This is a genomic window from Pseudomonas sp. S35 (assembly GCF_009866765.1).
Lineage (GTDB): Bacteria > Pseudomonadota > Gammaproteobacteria > Pseudomonadales > Pseudomonadaceae > Aquipseudomonas.
The window spans coordinates 5,972,283-5,988,716 of record NZ_CP019431.1; the positions used below are offsets into that span (position 1 = coordinate 5,972,283).

Sequence of the window (16,434 nt, forward strand, 5' to 3'; positions counted from 1 at the left end):
GATGCCCTATCGAAACCGTTCGGCACTGCCAGCATTGTGCCTGTCGCTGCTGTTTACCAGTGCCTTTTCTGCACACGCCGCCGACGCACCTGCGCCGGCTGCCGAAAAACCCGCCGAGCGCCAGCCCCTGCCTGAGCGCAGCCAGGAAGACGCCAGCGCCCTGGAACGCACGATCCCGCAGCAAGAGCAGCAACAACTGCAGGCCGGCAGCGACTCATTCCTCGCCCTGTGGAAACCGGCCAACAGCGCCGAACCCGAAGGCGTGGTGATTATCGTACCGGGCAGCGGTGAAAGTGCTGACTGGCCGCAAGCCATCGGCCCGTTGCGGCGTAAATTGCCGGACGCCAATTGGGGCAGCCTCAGCCTGTCGTTGCCGGACGTGAGCGTCGACACCTTGCCGCCGCGCGTCATGGAGGCGCCTAAAGCGACCGTCGACACCAGCAGCAAAGAAGCGAGTACCGCCGACAAACCGATCGAACAAGCCGCCAGCGCCGAAGCCGAAGGCACCGACCCGTCAGTGGTGCCGGGTGCCGACGAGCAGGACAAGACCGACGCCTCGCGCATCTTCGATCGCATCGACGCAGCCGTCGCCTTCGCCCAGACCCAGAGCGCCCGCAGTGTGGTGCTGATGGGCCATGGCACCGGTGCTTGGTGGGCCGCGCGCTACCTGAGCGAGAAACAACCGTCCCAGGTGCAGAAGTTGGTGATGGTCGCGGCGCAGACGCCTAACGGCCGCCATCCGGACGTGCAGCAACTGGCGCCCGGCCTGAAACTGCCGACCGCCGACGTCTTCTATCAAGACAACGCCCAGGCACGCAAAAACGCCCAGGCCCGTGCCCAAGCGGCCAAGCGCTTGAAGAATGAGGGTTATAAGCAGGTGTCATTGAAGACCTTGCCCGGCAACAGCGCCGCCGAGCAGGAACAGTTGTATCGCAGGATTCGCGGGTGGTTGAGCCCACAGGCCAGCGCCGACTGAGGTGCAGCACAAGCCCCCTCCCACACTGGTTTATGGTTATCCGTGAATCTAGCGAAAATCCCGGCGCTCACGAATCAACGCATAGGCGTTGTGCAACTCGCGGGTACGCTCGGTGGCGTCACGCACTTGCGCGGGGCTGGCGCCACTGCCGGCGACCTTGTCCGGGTGGTGGCGGCTGAGCAGACGACGATAGGCACGCTTGATTACCGACGGCTCGGTAGTCGCCGTTACACCGAGCAAGCGCAGCGCGTCTTGATAGCTACCGCCGCGATTGACCAACGGCTTGCGCTCCGGCGTGTAGTCGGCCGCCAAGGCCTGAAGCTGTTGCGGTGTCCAGCCCAACCACTTGCCCCACAGGTCGATCAGGTCGCGCTCGGCGTCATCCGCCTTGCCGTCCGCCCAGACCATCCGCCAGCAGGCACGCAACACCCCTTCCGCCGCATGAGGCTGGGCCTTGAGCACGCGCAGGTAGCTGCGCACCCGATCCGAGCCAGACTTGCCACGGTTAAATGCCGCGATCGCACGGCGCTGGGCCGAGTCGGTCATGTCCAGCGAGCGCATCTCCTGGCGCGCCTGCTGGATATGCCCATCCGCCACGCGCCCGTTGCTTTTGGCCAAGCGCCCGAGCAACACGAATAGCAGTTCGTCATTACGCAACGCCGGACGGCCGCCCAAACGCTCGCGCAACTGAGCCCAGTTGTGCAGTTGCAGACGGCGGTCCAACGCCTGCCCCAACAGCGCCCCCAACAAGGCCCCCGGAATACTGGCAATGGCAAAGCCAGCCCCGGCGCCGATCAGCGTCCCTGGCCACAACATGCTACTGCCCTGCTGTCAGCAAGGTTTCGACTTGCGCCAAGCGCTCCAGCGTGCCGACATCAATCCAGCGTCCCGCCATATGTTCCCCCGTTACCTGACCCTTGGTCATCGCCGCCCGCAGCAGCGGCGCCAGCTTGAAGGCACCGGCACTGCAACCCGCGAACAACAGGGGGTCGAGCACTGAAATGCCACTGAAGGTCAGGTTATCGGCACCGGGCGCCGCATCATGAAGCAGACCCTGATCCAGGTAGAAGTCACCGCCCGAAGGGTGGTGCGCCGGGTTGTCGACCATCACCAAGTGAGCCAGGCCGTTGAGCGGCTGCTTGAGCTGGGCGAAGTCGTAGTCGGTCCAGATATCACCATTGACCACCAGGAAAGGCTCATCCCCCAGCAACGGCAAGGCCTGGAAAATCCCGCCGCCGGTTTCCAGGGGTTCGCCCTCCGGGGAATAGCGGATGCGCAGGCCAAACTGCGCGCCGTCGCCCAGGTAGCTCTCGATCTGCTGACCGAGCCAGGCGTGGTTGATCACGATGTCGGTGAAGCCGGCCTTGGCCAGCGCCTCCAAGTGATACTCGATCAGACGCTTGCCGCCGGCCTGCACCAATGGCTTGGGGGTGTGCAAGGTAAGCGGGCGCATGCGCTCACCTTTGCCGGCGGCCAGGATCATGGCCTTCATACAGTCGCCTCAACGGGTTGACGCAGGCTGGTCAGCAGCTCAGCCAACTCGCTCAACTCCGGGCGATCCGCGAGCACCGCTTCTATATAAGCAAAGAAACGCGGTACGTCGGCCAGGTAGCGCGGCTTGCCATCACGATGGCAAATACGCGCGAAGATACCGATGACCTTGAGGTGGCGCTGCACGCCCATCAAATCGCTGGCACGCAGGAAGTCATTGAAGTCCGGTTGTACCGGGATGCCGGCCTGGCTCGCACGTTCCCAATAGCCGCGCTGCCATTCGCGCACGCGTGCCTTTGGCCAACTGAGGAAGGCGTCCTTGAACAGGCAGGTGATGTCGTAGGTCACCGGGCCATAGACCGCGTCCTGGAAATCCAGCACGCCTGGGTTCGGCTCGCTGATCATCAGGTTGCGCGGCATGTAGTCGCGGTGCACCAGCACCTTCGGCTGCGACAACGCGCTGTCGATCAGGTGATCACTGACGCGCTGCCAGAGTGCCTGTTGCGTCGCATCCAGTTCGATGCCCAGGTGCCTGCGCACATACCATTCTGGGAAGAGCTCCAGCTCACGGCGCAACAAAGCGACGTCATAGCTGGGCAGCAACGCGTCCATCGGCAACTGCTGGAATGCCAGCAACGCGTCGATGGCGTCGGCAAACAATTGATCGGCGTTTTGCTCGTCAATCACGTCCAGAAAGGTTTTTCTGCCTAGGTCATTCAGCAAAAGAAAGCCACGTTGCAAATCTTCTGCATAAATTTTTGGAACATTTATTCCTGATTTTGCGAGTAAATGTGCGATATCAACGAAGGGTTTGCAGTTTTCCTGGGGCGGTGGCGCGTCCATGACCACGAACGTCCGGCCCCCGCCTTCCCAACGGAAATAGCGCCTGAAACTCGCGTCGCTGCTGGCCGCGGTCAATGTGGCCGGGGGTACGGGACCCCAGTCTTGAGCGTTGAAAAGGATCGGCAACTGCTCATCCAGCCAGACTTCCAACTGTTGTAAACGTAGATCTTGCTCGGGCATTACAAGGGTCTCCGACGGCGCTAGCCGTCAAGCGGGGCATGCTTTATTATCACGCATCTTTTTCAGACCATCGAGAGGCGTGCGGCCCACACCGCGGGCAGATGGCACGCAGGAAGCCCGGACTAATAAGATGGCATTGAAATCCCCCGCGTTTCGTAGAAAATTTCCGTTGCTGGTAACCGGCAGTCTGCTGGCCATGCAACCCTTCGCCACCTCATTCGTGGTCGCCGCGGAACAGTATGACTGCTCAGTCTCTGCTTCGGGTGCCTGGAATTGCGCACCGAAAACCGCGGCGGCTCCGTTGCCACCGCGCCCGGTGCATGACGGTGCTGCCGTCAGCTCGGCCAACAGCACGGCGCAGGCCGAGGCGGGTGGCAGTGCCACGGCCGAGCCCAAGACCGCGTTGGTTACCGAATCCAAGGGCCGTGGCCTGCGTTCGCGCAGTGCCGACTACAGCCATTTGGACTGGGTACCTCGCGACAAGCTGACCGCAGCCCAACTGGCCGAAACCGGCCCTTATTGCGGCGGTGCGTACATCGAGCCTACTCGTCCTGGCATGAACGACAAGACGAACAAGAGCGATGCGCCCACCTTTATCGGCGCCAAAGCCTCTCGTTACGAGCAGGAACAACAAGTCGCGACCCTGGCCGGTGACGTCGTCATGCGCCAGGGCAGCATGCAGTTGGAAGCCGAAGAGGCCAGCCTGTACCAGGCCGAGAACCGTGGCGAGCTGAACGGCAATGTCCGTATGCGCGATAACGGTGCCCTGATCGTGGGCGACCACGCAGAAGTGCAACTGGACACCGGCGCGGCACAGGTCGACAACGCCGAGTACGTGCTGCACAAGTCGCGGATCCGCGGCAACGCGCTGTACGCCAAGCGTGCCGAAAACGCGATCATCCGTCTCAAGGACGGTACTTACACCACCTGCGAGCCAGACAGCAACGCCTGGCAGCTCAAGGGCAACAACATCACGTTGAACCCGGCCACCGGTTTCGGTACGGCCACCAACGCGACGCTGCGGATCAAGAACATCCCGATCCTGTACACCCCTTACATCTATTTCCCGATCGACGACCGTCGTCAATCCGGCTTCCTGCCGCCAAGCTTCAGCTCCGGCAGCGAAACCGGCTTCACCCTGGTCACGCCGTACTACTTCAACCTGGCACCGAACTACGACGCCACGTTGTACCCGCAATACATGACCAAGCGCGGCATGATGATGGAAGGCGAATTCCGCTACCTCACCAAGTCCAGCGAAGGCCAGTTCGGCGGCGCGTACCTGAACGACGACAACGACGAACGCAAGAAGCAGACCGATTACGAAAAAACCCGCTACATGCTCAATTGGCAGCACAAGGGCGGGCTGGACTCACGTGTACTGACCCAGGTCGACTACACCACGATCAGCGATCCTTACTACTTCCAGGACCTCAAGTCCTATCAGGAAGGCGTGGAGAGCCGTGACTATGTCAATCAACAGGGCTCCGTGACCTATCGCGGCGATAACTTCCAGGCACGCCTGAACCTTCAGGCCTACCAGTTGGCGACCATTTCCCAGGTCACGCCTTATGATCGCCTGCCGCAGATCACCTTCAACGGTACCCTGCCGTACCATCCGGGTGGCCTGAACTTCAGCTACGAGACCGAAGCGGTACGCTTTGAGCGCAACCTGGAAAACGGCGATTTCATCAACGAAAACGGTGAATCTGAACGTCGCCTGGACACCTACGTACGTGGCCTGACCCGTGCGAACGGTACGCGCCTGAACGTCGCTCCTGCCGTCGAATACCCGATGAACTGGACCTACGGCTTCGTCACGCCGAAGCTCAAGTACGTGTATACCAAGTACGATCTAGACCTGGACAACATCGGCAAGAACCAGATTATTGCTGACCAGGCTACCGCAGCGAGGAACGGCACTCAGTACGCAGGCGGCAGCTTCAAGAGCTCCCAGGACCGTGCGGTTCCGGTGGCCAGTGTCGACAGCGGCCTGTACTTCGATCGCAATACCAACTGGTTCGGCAAGGACTATCGCCAGACCCTTGAGCCACGTGCGTTCTACCTGTACGTGCCGAACAAGGATCAGGCTGATATCCCGGTCTTCGATACCAGCGAATACTCGTTCAGCTACGCATCGTTGTTCCGCGACAACCGCTTCAGCGGCTCCGACCGTATCGGCGACGAAAACAAGCTGTCCCTTGGCTTGACCAGCCGCTGGATCGAAGAAAACGGCTTCGAGCGTCAGCGCGTATCCGTGGGCCAGGCGGTGTACTTCAAGGATCGTGAGGTTCAACTGCCCGGCATCCTGGCCGCCGACCGTGCCGATGCACAGTCCGACGTATCCCCGGTTGCCCTGGACTACGAGTTCCGCTTCAACCGCGACTGGCGCGCCACGGCCGACTACAACTGGGACACCGAGGAGCACAGCCCTCGCTCCGGCAGCGCCATGCTTCACTACCAGCCGGAAGACAACCCGAACAAGATCATCAACGTCGGTTACCGCTATCGTAACGACCAGGTTGTCTACAACCAGTTGACTGGTAAGTGGCAGTTCGGTGGCGACTACGGTCAGCCAGGCGACCAGAACTACGTGAAGGATTACTACAAAATCCAACAACACGACTTCTCGATGATGTGGCCGATCATTCCTCAGTGGAACCTGATCACCCGCTGGCAGTATGACTATGCCCGCAACCGTACCCTGGAAGCCTTCGGTGGCTTCGAGTACGACAACTGCTGCTGGAAACTGCGCGTTATCAACCGTTACTGGGTTTCCAACGACGAATACAGCCAGATCGCCCCGCTCAACGAAAAGGGTGACCACGGGCTCTTCCTCCAAATCGTCCTCAAAGGACTCGGCGGCCTGACCGGCGCCAAGGTAGAGAGCTTCCTCGACAAAGGCATTGAAGGTTATCGTGAACGTGAAGACCAAGCTTTCTGATTGTCTGCGCCCGCTCGTACTGGGCGCGCTGTTCCTGGGAACCGCATCGGCACACGCTGCGGTTCAACAGCTGGATAAAGTGGTGGCCATCGTCGATAACGACGTGATCATGCAGAGCCAACTGGACCAACGGGTCAAGGAAGTTCAGCAGACCATCGCCAAGCGTGGCGGTGGCGTGCCGCCTACCAGCGTCCTGGACCAACAGGTGCTGGAACGTCTGATCGTCGAAAACCTGCAACTGCAGATCGGTGATCGTTCCGGCATCCGGATCTCGGATGAAGAGCTGAACCAGGCAGTCGGCACCATCGCTCAGCGTAACAACATGAGCATCGATCAGTTCCGCGCAGCCCTGGCTCACGACGGTCTTTCCTATGAAGACGCCCGTGACCAGATCCGTCGCGAGATGATCATCAGCCGTGTACGCCAGCGCCGTGTGGCCGAGCGAGTCCAGGTGTCCGAGCAGGAAGTTAAGAACTTCCTCGCCTCAGACCTGGGCAAGATGCAGCTTTCCGAAGAACTGCACTTGGCCAATATCCTGATTCCGACCCCGGACAGCGCCAACTCCGAGCAGCTCAATGCCGCCGCAGCCAAAACCCAGGCGGTTTATGACCGCCTGAAGGCCGGCGCCGACTTTGCGCAGATGGCGATTGCACAGTCAGGCAGCGACAACGCCCTTGAAGGCGGTGACATGGGCTGGCGTAAAGCTGCTCAACTGCCGCCTCCGTTCGACCGCGAGCTGAGCGCGATGGAAGTTGGTGGCATCACCCAGCCAGCCCGTACGCCAGGTGGCTTCATTATCCTGAAGCTGCTGGAGCGTCGTGGTGGCGAGACCTCGTTGAAAGACGAAGTGCATGTTCGTCACATCCTGGTCAAACCAAGCGAAATCCGTACCGAGGCGCAAACCAAGGAACTGGCCCAGAAGATCTATGACCGCATCGAAGGCGGTGAAGACTTCGCCACCCTGGCCAAGAGCTTTTCGGAAGATCCAGGTTCGGCGCTCAACGGTGGTGACCTGAACTGGATCGACCCGAAAGCGCTGGTTCCCGAGTTCCAGCAGGTGATGGCCGATACTCCGCAAGGCGTACTGTCCAAGCCGTTCAAGACCCAATATGGCTGGCATGTACTGGAAGTCCTTGGCCGCCGCGCCACCGACAACACCAGCCAGGCCCGCGAGCAACAAGCGCTGAACGTACTGCGTAACCGCAAATACGATGAAGAGCTGCAAACCTGGTTGCGTCAGATCCGTGACGAAGCCTACGTAGAGAACAAGCTGCCAGGCGCCGAGCAAACAGGCACCGACCAGGCAGCACAGTGAAACCCCAGCGTTTCGCGGTAACACCCGGCGAGCCGGCCGGCATTGGTCCAGACCTGTGCCTGCTGCTCGCTACGCAGCCTCAGCCACATCCCCTGATTGCCATCACCAGCCGCGACCTGCTCCTTGAGCGGGCCGCGCAACTGGGTGTGGCCGTCAACCTGCTGGACGTGGCGCCGGGCAACTGGCCCGACCTGCCGGCGCCCGCCGGCAGCCTATATGTGTGGGACACTCCGCTGCAGGCCAAAGTGGTTGCAGGGCAACTGGACAAAGCCAATGCGGCGTTCGTACTGCATACCCTGACACGTGCCGGGCAAGGCTGCATCGACGGCGACTTCGCCGGCATGATCACCGCCCCGGTTCACAAGGGTGTGATCAACGAATCCGGTATCGCCTTTTCCGGCCACACCGAATTCCTTGCCGAACTGACCAACACCGCACAAGTTGTCATGATGCTGGCCACGCGTGGCCTGCGAGTCGCCCTGGTGACCACGCACCTGCCGCTGCGCGATATCGCCGACGCTATAACCGTCGAGCGCCTGGAACGTGTTACGCGCATCCTGCACGCCGACCTGCAACAAAAATTCGGCATCGCCCAGCCGCGCATCCTGGTCTGCGGGCTCAACCCGCACGCCGGTGAAGGCGGTCATTTGGGCCATGAAGAAATCGACATCATTGAACCAACCCTGGAGCGTCTGCGCCAAGAAGGCATGGACCTGCGCGGCCCACTGCCAGCGGACACTCTGTTTACCCCCAAATATCTGGAGCACTGCGACGCAGTGCTGGCGATGTACCATGACCAGGGGCTGCCGGTGCTGAAATACAAAGGCTTCGGCGCCGCCGTCAACGTGACACTGGGCCTACCGATCATCCGCACTTCCGTCGACCATGGCACCGCCCTGGACCTGGCGGGCAGCGGCAAGATCGATACCGGCAGCCTGCACGTGGCTCTGGAAACCGCCTATCAGATGGCCGAGACCCGTATATGACCGAGCATTACCAACACCGGGCGCGCAAGCGCTTCGGGCAAAACTTCCTGCACGATGCTGGCGTGATCGACCGCATCCTGCGCTCCATCCATGCCAAGCCCGAAGACCGTCTGCTGGAAATCGGCCCAGGCCAGGGCGCACTGACCCAAGGCCTGCTGGCCAGCGGTGGCCAACTGGACGTGGTTGAACTGGACAAGGACCTGATCCCGATCCTCAACCAGCAGTTCGCCGGCAAATCCAACTTCAACCTTCACCAGGGCGATGCACTGAAGTTCGACTTCAACAGCCTCAACGCCGCGCCCAACAGTCTGCGGGTGGTCGGTAACCTGCCGTACAACATCTCCACGCCGCTGATTTTCCACCTGCTGAACAACGCCGGGATCATCCGCGACATGCACTTCATGCTGCAAAAAGAAGTGGTTGAGCGCTTGGCTGCGGGGCCCGGTGGTGGTGATTGGGGCCGCCTGTCGATCATGGTTCAGTACCACTGCCGCGTTGAGCACCTGTTCAACGTCGGCCCAGGTGCGTTCAACCCGCCGCCAAAAGTCGACTCGGCCATCGTGCGCCTGGTGCCACACGCTGTGCTGCCGCACCCAGCCAAAGACCACAAGCTGCTGGAGCGCGTCGTGCGTGAGGCGTTCAACCAACGCCGCAAGACCCTGCGCAACACGCTCAAGGCCTTGCTGAGCAACGCTGAAATCGAAGCCGCCGGCGTCGATGGCAGCCTGCGCCCCGAGCAACTGGACTTGGCCGCATTCGTGCGCCTGGCCGACCAGCTTGCCATTCAGCCTGCGCCAGCCGCCGACTGATCACCTTGTGTACAGGCCAGACACATGTCTGGCCTAGTGCCCACCTCTTGGCCTAGACTGACCCGCATCTGCTGTCCTCCGCTTTTGCTTTTAAGGCCTCTTGCATGTCCGATCCTCGCTATCAGGTCGACGTCAGCGTCGTCACCCGCTTCCTCGCGGACCAATCGCAACCCGAACAAAACCGCTTTGCCTTTGCCTACACCATCACGGTGAAGAACAACGGACTGGTGCCGGCCAAATTACTGTCACGCCACTGGGTAATCACCGACGGTGACGGCCAGGTCGAAGAAGTACGCGGTGCCGGCGTGGTTGGCCAGCAGCCGCTGATCGACATTGGTGCCAGCCACACCTACAGCAGCGGCACGGTGATGACTTCCAAAGTCGGTACCATGCAAGGCTCCTATCAGATGAAAGCTACCGACGGCCAACTGTTCGACGCCATCATCGCGCCGTTCCGCCTCGCCGTGCCGGGATCCCTGCACTGATGGCGACGTACGCGGTCGGCGACCTGCAAGGCTGCCTGCAGCCGCTCAAGTGCCTGCTCGAACGTGTGGCCTTCGACCCGGCAAACGATCGGCTTTGGCTGGTCGGTGACTTGGTCAACCGCGGCCCCGAGTCCCTCGAAACCCTGCGCTACTTATATAGCCTGCGTGATGCCTTGGTGTGTGTGCTGGGCAACCACGACCTGCACCTGCTGGCCGCCGGCAATAACATTGAGCGCCTGAAAAAGGGCGACACGCTGCGCGAAATCCTCCAAGCACCTGACCGGGCAGAGTTGCTCGACTGGCTGCGCCGGCAAAAAATCATGCATTACGACGAAGGCCGCAACATGGCCCTGGTGCATGCCGGCATCCCACCGCAGTGGACCTTGAAGAAAGCCCTGAAGTGCGCCGCCGAAGTCGAAAGCGCCCTGGCCGACGACAGCCTGTACACCGCCTACCTCGACGGCATGTACGGAAACGAGCCGGTGAAGTGGGATAACGACCTGGCAGGCGTCGCACGCCTGCGAGTGATCACCAACTACTTCACGCGCATGCGTTTCTGTACCGCCGAGGGCAAGCTGGACCTCAAGAGCAAGGAAGGCGCCGACACCGCCCTGCCCGGCTACAAGCCTTGGTTCGCCCACAAAGAGCGCAAGACCCGTGACACGAAGATCATCTTCGGCCACTGGGCCGCCCTGGAAGGCAAATGCAACGAACCCGGCGTGTTCGCCCTCGACACCGGTTGCGTGTGGGGCGGCGCCATGACCCTGATGAACATCGACACTGGCGAGCGCCACAGCTGCCAGTGTGAGTCTCCCCTTCCCGTCACACAGCAGACCGCAGTCAAGCCTTAGGAGCCTGCCATGAGCGAATTCAAACGTATCCCTCCCGAACAAGCCCAAGCCTTGCGCGAGCAAGGCGCGGTAGTGGTTGATATCCGCGACCAGCCGACTTACGCCGCAGCCCACATCACCGGCGCCCGGCATCTGGACAACGTCAACATTGCCGACTTCATCCGTGCCGCCGACCTCGACGCGCCTCTGATCGTGGCCTGCTACCACGGCAACTCGAGCCAGAGCGCCGCTGCCTACCTGATCAGCCAAGGCTTCTCCGACGTCTATAGCCTGGACGGTGGTTTTGAGCTGTGGCGTACGACCTATCCTGCAGAGATTTCCTCGGGCGATTCACAATAATTTTTTTCAAACCCCGCTATCCCGCGTGACGCTTGGGCTCGCGCCGTTTCTGACGAACGGCGCAGGCAAACTAATTGCGTATCGCGCCTTGACCTCCCGGATTCCGAACTATCCTTAAGCGCAGGCCATCCGAATCAGGGGAGAGCCGGTACACCGGCGTGCGGGTCATCGGTAGCGTTTAGGGTGTTCTGGGGGGAAAACGGCCATTGGCGATCGTCAATGACTGCCAGCATCGACTGATTGATCCGGCGTCGGCTCCACGTATCGAGCGAGGTGACGACGTCATGAGTATTTTTAGCCACTTCCAACAACGCTTCGAGTCCACACAGCAGGAAGAACTCACGCTTCAAGAGTATCTAGAGCTGTGCAAAAAGGACCGCAGCACCTACGCGTCTGCCGCCGAACGCCTGTTGCTGGCCATTGGCGAGCCGGAGCTGGTAGACACCTCGAACAATTCGCGCCTGTCGCGGATCTTTTCCAACAAGGTGATCCGCCGCTACCCGGCCTTTGAAGACTTCCACGGAATGGAAGAATGCATTGACCAGATCGTCTCCTACTTCCGCCATGCCGCCCAAGGCCTGGAAGAGAAGAAGCAGATCCTCTATCTGCTCGGCCCCGTCGGTGGCGGCAAGTCGTCCCTGGCCGAAAAGCTCAAGCAGTTGATCGAGAAAGTGCCCTTCTATGCCATCAAGGGCTCGCCAGTCTTCGAGTCGCCCCTGGGCCTGTTCAACGCCACGGAAGATGGTGCGATCCTCGAAGAAGACTTCGGCATCCCACGGCGCTACCTCAACACCATCATGTCGCCCTGGGCCACCAAGCGCCTGGCCGAGTTTGGCGGCGACATCAGCCAATTCCGTGTAGTGAAACTCTACCCGTCGATCCTCAACCAGATCGGCGTGGCCAAGACGGAGCCTGGGGATGAAAACAACCAGGATATTTCCGCGCTGGTGGGCAAGGTCGATATCCGCAAACTGGAAGAATTCCCACAGAACGACGCTGACGCCTACAGCTACTCGGGCGCGCTGTGCCGGGCCAACCAGGGCCTGATGGAATTCGTGGAGATGTTCAAGGCACCAATCAAGGTGCTGCACCCACTGCTCACCGCGACCCAGGAAGGCAACTACAACAGTACCGAAGGCTTGGGCGCGATTCCGTTCACCGGGATTCTGCTGGCCCACTCCAACGAATCGGAATGGCACACCTTCCGCAACAACAAGAACAACGAAGCCTTCATCGACCGGATCTACATCGTCAAGGTGCCGTACTGCCTGCGGGTCAGCGATGAGATCAAGATCTACGACAAATTGCTGTTCAACAGCTCCCTGGCCAAGGCCCATTGCGCACCCGACACGCTGAAGATGCTCGCCCAGTTCACCGTACTGTCGCGCCTCAAGGAGCCGGAGAACTCGAACATCTACTCGAAGATGCGCGTGTACGACGGTGAAAACCTCAAGGACACCGACCCTAAAGCCAAGTCGATCCAGGAATACCGCGACACGGCGGGCGTGGATGAAGGCATGAACGGCCTGTCGACGCGCTTTGCGTTCAAGATCCTGTCCAAAGTCTTCAACTTCGACCCGCACGAGATCGCCGCCAACCCAGTGCACCTGCTTTATGTGCTGGAACAGCAGATCGAACAGGAGCAATTCCAGGCCGAAACCCGCGAGCGCTACCTGCGCTTCCTCAAGGAATACCTGGCGCCGCGCTACATCGAGTTCATCGGCAAGGAAATCCAGACCGCGTACCTGGAGTCCTACAGCGAGTACGGCCAAAACATCTTCGACCGCTACGTGCTGTACGCCGACTTCTGGATCCAGGACCAGGAATACCGCGACCCGGAAACCGGCGAGATCCTCAACCGCGTGGCACTCAACGAGGAGCTGGAGAAAATCGAAAAACCGGCCGGCATCAGCAATCCGAAGGATTTTCGCAACGAGATCGTCAACTTCGTGCTGCGCGCCCGCGCCAACAACAACGGCAAGAACCCGACCTGGCTCAGCTACGAGAAGCTGCGGGTGGTCATCGAGAAGAAAATGTTCTCCAACACCGAAGACCTGCTGCCGGTCATCAGCTTCAATGCCAAGGCCAGCAAGGAGGATCAGCAAAAACACAACGACTTCGTCACACGAATGGTCGAGCGTGGCTACACCGACAAACAGGTACGACTGCTCTCCGAGTGGTACCTGCGGGTTCGTAAATCACAGTAAGGCAGCGGCAAGCGTTCACTGCCGGGCATCTGGCCTGGCAGTTGACCGCTTGTCTCTAAGCTTCCAGCTCGCGGCTTGAAGCTTGTAACGTGAAGCTGCCCGGAGGGCTCCCCATGAGCTATGTGATCGACCGACGCCTCAATGGCAAGAACAAGAGCACGGTGAACCGCCAGCGCTTCCTGCGGCGTTACCGTGACCACATCAAAAAGGCCGTTGAAGAGGCCGTCAGCCGCCGCTCCATCACCGACATGGAGCATGGCGAGCAAATCAGCATTCCCGGACGGGACATCGACGAACCCGTGCTGCATCACGGTCGGGGCGGCAAACAGACCGTCGTGCACCCTGGCAACAAGGAATTCACCACCGGCGAACATATCCAGCGCCCTCAAGGCGGGGGCGGTGGCAAGGGTCCAGGCAAGGCCGGCAACTCCGGTGAAGGCATGGACGAGTTCGTGTTCCAGATCACCCAGGAGGAATTCCTGGAGTTCATGTTCGAGGACCTGGAACTGCCGAACCTGGTCAAACGTAACCTGACCGGTACCGATACCTTCAAGACCGTGCGCGCCGGGATCAGCAACGAGGGCAACCCGTCCCGCATCAATATCATCCGCACCCTGCGCTCGGCCCATGCACGGCGTATCGCCCTGTCGGGCAGCAGCCGCGCCAAACTGAAGGAAGCCAAGGAAGAGTTGGCACGCTTGAAGCGCGAAGAACCGGATAACTTCGGCGATATCCAGGAAATCGAAGCAGAAATTGAGAAACTCAGCGCGCGCATCCATCGCGTGCCGTTCCTTGATACGTTCGACTTGAAATACAACCTGCTCGTCAAACAACCCAACCCAAGCTCCAAGGCGGTGATGTTTTGCCTGATGGACGTGTCCGGCTCCATGACCCAGGCCACCAAAGACATCGCCAAGCGGTTCTTTATCCTGCTGTACCTGTTCCTGAAGCGGAACTACGACAAGATCGACGTCGTATTCATCCGCCATCACACCAGCGCGCGGGAAGTCGACGAAGAGGAGTTTTTTTACTCGCGGGAAACCGGCGGCACCATCGTGTCCAGCGCCCTTAAGCTGATGCAGGAGATCATGGCTGAGCGCTACCCGGCCAACGAATGGAACATCTACGCCGCCCAGGCATCGGACGGCGACAACTGGAACGATGACTCGCCCATCTGCCGCGACATCCTGATCAACCAGATCATGCCCTTCGTGCAGTACTACACCTACGTCGAAATTACCCCTCGTGAGCACCAGGCCCTGTGGTTCGAATATGAGCGAATCGGCGAAGCCTTTGCCGACACGTTCGCCCAGCAGCAACTGGTCTCGGCCGGCGATATCTACCCGGTCTTCCGTGAACTCTTCCAGCGCAGGTTAGTGACATGACCGCCAAAAAAGAGACTAAGCGCCAACCCATCTCCACCGGCTCCGAGTGGACCTTTGAACTGATCCAGGCCTACGACCGGGAAATCAGCCGGATCGCGGCGGGTTATGCCCTGGACACCTACCCCAACCAGATAGAAGTGATCACCGCCGAGCAAATGATGGATGCCTACGCGTCTGTCGGCATGCCGCTGGGCTATCACCATTGGTCCTACGGCAAACACTTCCTAAGCACCGAGAAGTCCTACACTCGGGGGCAGATGGGCCTGGCCTACGAGATCGTAATCAACTCCGACCCGTGCATCGCCTACCTGATGGAGGAAAACACCATCTGCATGCAGGCACTGGTGGTGGCTCACGCCTGCTATGGGCATAACAGCTTCTTCAAGGGCAACTACCTGTTCCGTACCTGGACCGACGCCAGTTCGATCATCGATTACCTGGTGTTCGCCAAGCAGTACATCATGCAGTGCGAGGAGCGCCACGGCATTGATGCCGTGGAAGACCTGCTCGACTCCTGCCACGCCCTGATGAACTACGGGGTCGACCGCTACAAACGCCCGTACCCGATTTCCGCCGAGGAAGAACGTCTGCGTCAGAAGGAGCGTGAAGAGCACCTGCAGAAGCAGATCAACGACCTGTGGCGCACCATTCCCAAACGCGCCGGCAAGAACAGCGATAAGGACAATGCGCGCTTCCCCGCCGAACCTCAGGAAAACATCCTGTATTTCCTGGAAAAGCACGCGCCGCTGCTGGAGCCATGGCAGCGGGAAATCGTGCGCATCGTGCGCAAGATCGCCCAGTATTTTTATCCACAGCGCCAAACCCAAGTGATGAACGAAGGCTGGGCAACGTTCTGGCACTACACACTGATGAACGACCTGTACGACGAGGGCTTGGTCACCGATGGCTTCATGATGGAGTTCCTCACGTCCCACACCAGCGTGGTATTCCAGCCGGGCTTCGACAGCCCGTATTACAGCGGCATCAACCCTTACGCCCTGGGCTTTGCCATGTACCGTGACATCCGGCGCATGTGCGAACACCCCACCGAAGAGGACCGCCGCTGGTTCCCGGAAATCGCCGGCAGCGATTGGCTGTCCACCATCAAGTTCGCCATGAGCAGTTTCAAGGACGAGAGTTTTATCCTGCAGTACCTGTCACCCCAGGTGATTCGAGACCTCAAGCTGTTCAGCATCCTCGATGACGACCTCAAGGATGATCTGGTCGTACCGGCCATCCACGACGAGCCTGGCTACCGCACCATCCGCGAGACCTTGGCCGCACAGTACAACCTGGGCAACCGCGAACCCAACGTACAGATCTACAGCATCGATGTGCGTGGCGACCGCTCCCTGACCCTGCGTCACCAGCAGCACGACCGCAAACCCCTGGGTGACTCCACTGAGGAGGTACTCAAGCACCTGCACCGGCTCTGGGGCTTCGACATCCACCTGGAAACCCTGCAGGGCGACCAAGTGGTGAAAACCCACCACGTACCACCGCGCAGCGATCACAACGACAACGACTACGGCCGCCTGGACCTGGCCGTCGTTCACCTCTGAAACAGCAAAGCCTCCATTGGCCAGGCACAGGCGTTATCCTGTGCCGCTAATGGAGGCCTTT

General features: G+C 60.3%; 14 protein-coding genes. 11 read left to right on the forward strand and 3 right to left on the reverse strand.

Going from position 1 to position 16,434, the window contains the following annotated elements:
* Position 1: 1 nt before the first annotated feature.
* Entirely contained in the window at positions 2-976 is a 975-nt protein-coding gene (locus PspS35_RS27045) for an alpha/beta hydrolase family protein (RefSeq protein ID WP_159937489.1), read from the forward strand.
* Positions 977-1,024: 48 nt separating this feature from the next.
* Here the strand turns inward: PspS35_RS27045 and PspS35_RS27050 are convergent, their stop codons facing one another.
* From PspS35_RS27050 to PspS35_RS27060, 3 genes are read right to left on the reverse strand one after another with little or no spacing between them, the layout of a single operon-like run.
* The gene (locus PspS35_RS27050; protein WP_159937490.1) at positions 1,025-1,792 is read right to left on the reverse strand and encodes a TerB family tellurite resistance protein; all 768 of its coding nucleotides are present in this window, start codon (positions 1,790-1,792) and stop codon (positions 1,025-1,027) included.
* A gap of 1 nt (position 1,793) precedes the next feature.
* A complete protein-coding gene (gene murU, locus PspS35_RS27055; RefSeq protein WP_159937491.1) occupies positions 1,794-2,468 on the reverse strand; it encodes an N-acetylmuramate alpha-1-phosphate uridylyltransferase MurU in 675 nt (224 codons plus the stop codon).
* Positions 2,465-3,490: a phosphotransferase gene (locus PspS35_RS27060; protein WP_159937492.1), complete on the reverse strand. Its 1,026-nt coding sequence runs from the start codon at positions 3,488-3,490 to the stop codon at positions 2,465-2,467. The genes murU and PspS35_RS27060 overlap by 4 nt, the downstream gene beginning before the upstream one ends.
* Positions 3,491-3,620: 130 nt before the next feature.
* On the opposite strand from PspS35_RS27060, the gene PspS35_RS27065 reads away from it, so the two are divergent.
* The 10 genes from PspS35_RS27065 to PspS35_RS27110 all read left to right on the forward strand — a co-directional run bounded on the left by PspS35_RS27065 (position 3,621) and on the right by PspS35_RS27110 (position 16,373).
* Complete coding sequence (locus PspS35_RS27065; protein WP_159937493.1) at positions 3,621-6,434, forward strand: LPS-assembly protein LptD; 2,814 nt, start codon at positions 3,621-3,623, stop codon at positions 6,432-6,434.
* Positions 6,409-7,749: a peptidylprolyl isomerase gene (locus PspS35_RS27070; RefSeq protein ID WP_159937494.1), complete on the forward strand. Its 1,341-nt coding sequence runs from the start codon at positions 6,409-6,411 to the stop codon at positions 7,747-7,749. Before PspS35_RS27065 ends, PspS35_RS27070 begins: the two co-directional genes overlap by 26 nt.
* Positions 7,746-8,735: a 4-hydroxythreonine-4-phosphate dehydrogenase PdxA gene (pdxA, locus tag PspS35_RS27075; RefSeq protein ID WP_159937495.1), complete on the forward strand. Its 990-nt coding sequence runs from the start codon at positions 7,746-7,748 to the stop codon at positions 8,733-8,735. The genes PspS35_RS27070 and pdxA overlap by 4 nt, the downstream gene beginning before the upstream one ends.
* A complete protein-coding gene (rsmA, locus tag PspS35_RS27080; RefSeq protein WP_099585669.1) occupies positions 8,732-9,544 on the forward strand; it encodes a 16S rRNA (adenine(1518)-N(6)/adenine(1519)-N(6))-dimethyltransferase RsmA in 813 nt (270 codons plus the stop codon). The genes pdxA and rsmA overlap by 4 nt, the downstream gene beginning before the upstream one ends.
* Before the next feature lie 104 nt (positions 9,545-9,648).
* The gene (gene apaG / locus PspS35_RS27085; RefSeq protein WP_159937496.1) at positions 9,649-10,029 is read left to right on the forward strand and encodes a Co2+/Mg2+ efflux protein ApaG; all 381 of its coding nucleotides are present in this window, start codon (positions 9,649-9,651) and stop codon (positions 10,027-10,029) included.
* Positions 10,029-10,880, forward strand: coding sequence for a symmetrical bis(5'-nucleosyl)-tetraphosphatase (locus tag PspS35_RS27090; RefSeq protein WP_159937497.1), 852 nt, complete (start codon positions 10,029-10,031; stop codon positions 10,878-10,880). The genes apaG and PspS35_RS27090 overlap by 1 nt, the downstream gene beginning before the upstream one ends.
* 9 nt (positions 10,881-10,889) lie before the next feature.
* On the forward strand, positions 10,890-11,219 hold the full coding sequence (gene glpE, locus PspS35_RS27095) for a thiosulfate sulfurtransferase GlpE (protein WP_159937498.1): 330 nt from the start codon (positions 10,890-10,892) through the stop codon (positions 11,217-11,219).
* A gap of 284 nt (positions 11,220-11,503) precedes the next feature.
* On the forward strand, positions 11,504-13,426 hold the full coding sequence (locus tag PspS35_RS27100) for a PrkA family serine protein kinase (protein ID WP_017739508.1): 1,923 nt from the start codon (positions 11,504-11,506) through the stop codon (positions 13,424-13,426).
* A 113-nt stretch (positions 13,427-13,539) separates the two neighbouring features.
* Positions 13,540-14,811, forward strand: coding sequence for a YeaH/YhbH family protein (locus tag PspS35_RS27105; RefSeq protein ID WP_016977872.1), 1,272 nt, complete (start codon positions 13,540-13,542; stop codon positions 14,809-14,811).
* Positions 14,808-16,373 (forward strand): SpoVR family protein, encoded by a 1,566-nt coding sequence (locus tag PspS35_RS27110; protein ID WP_159937499.1) that lies wholly within the window; start codon positions 14,808-14,810, stop codon positions 16,371-16,373. Before PspS35_RS27105 ends, PspS35_RS27110 begins: the two co-directional genes overlap by 4 nt.
* Positions 16,374-16,434 lie beyond the last annotated feature (61 nt).

What these genes read in the sequence shown, in the direction of transcription:
- apaG (WP_159937496.1), top strand. Translation starts at nt 9,649, where the DNA reads ATGTCCGATCCTCGCTATCAGGTCGACGTCAGCGTCGTCACCCGCTTC.
- glpE (WP_159937498.1), top strand. Translation starts at nt 10,890, where the DNA reads ATGAGCGAATTCAAACGTATCCCTCCCGAACAAGCCCAAGCCTTGCGC.
- rsmA (WP_099585669.1), top strand. Translation starts at nt 8,732, where the DNA reads ATGACCGAGCATTACCAACACCGGGCGCGCAAGCGCTTCGGGCAAAAC.
- PspS35_RS27045 (WP_159937489.1), top strand. Translation starts at nt 2, where the DNA reads ATGCCCTATCGAAACCGTTCGGCACTGCCAGCATTGTGCCTGTCGCTG.
- murU (WP_159937491.1), bottom strand. Translation starts at nt 2,468, where the DNA reads ATGAAGGCCATGATCCTGGCCGCCGGCAAAGGTGAGCGCATGCGCCCG.
- PspS35_RS27090 (WP_159937497.1), top strand. Translation starts at nt 10,029, where the DNA reads ATGGCGACGTACGCGGTCGGCGACCTGCAAGGCTGCCTGCAGCCGCTC.
- PspS35_RS27065 (WP_159937493.1), top strand. Translation starts at nt 3,621, where the DNA reads ATGGCATTGAAATCCCCCGCGTTTCGTAGAAAATTTCCGTTGCTGGTA.
- PspS35_RS27110 (WP_159937499.1), top strand. Translation starts at nt 14,808, where the DNA reads ATGACCGCCAAAAAAGAGACTAAGCGCCAACCCATCTCCACCGGCTCC.
- PspS35_RS27050 (WP_159937490.1), bottom strand. Translation starts at nt 1,792, where the DNA reads ATGTTGTGGCCAGGGACGCTGATCGGCGCCGGGGCTGGCTTTGCCATT.
- PspS35_RS27060 (WP_159937492.1), bottom strand. Translation starts at nt 3,490, where the DNA reads ATGCCCGAGCAAGATCTACGTTTACAACAGTTGGAAGTCTGGCTGGAT.
- PspS35_RS27105 (WP_016977872.1), top strand. Translation starts at nt 13,540, where the DNA reads ATGAGCTATGTGATCGACCGACGCCTCAATGGCAAGAACAAGAGCACG.
- PspS35_RS27100 (WP_017739508.1), top strand. Translation starts at nt 11,504, where the DNA reads ATGAGTATTTTTAGCCACTTCCAACAACGCTTCGAGTCCACACAGCAG.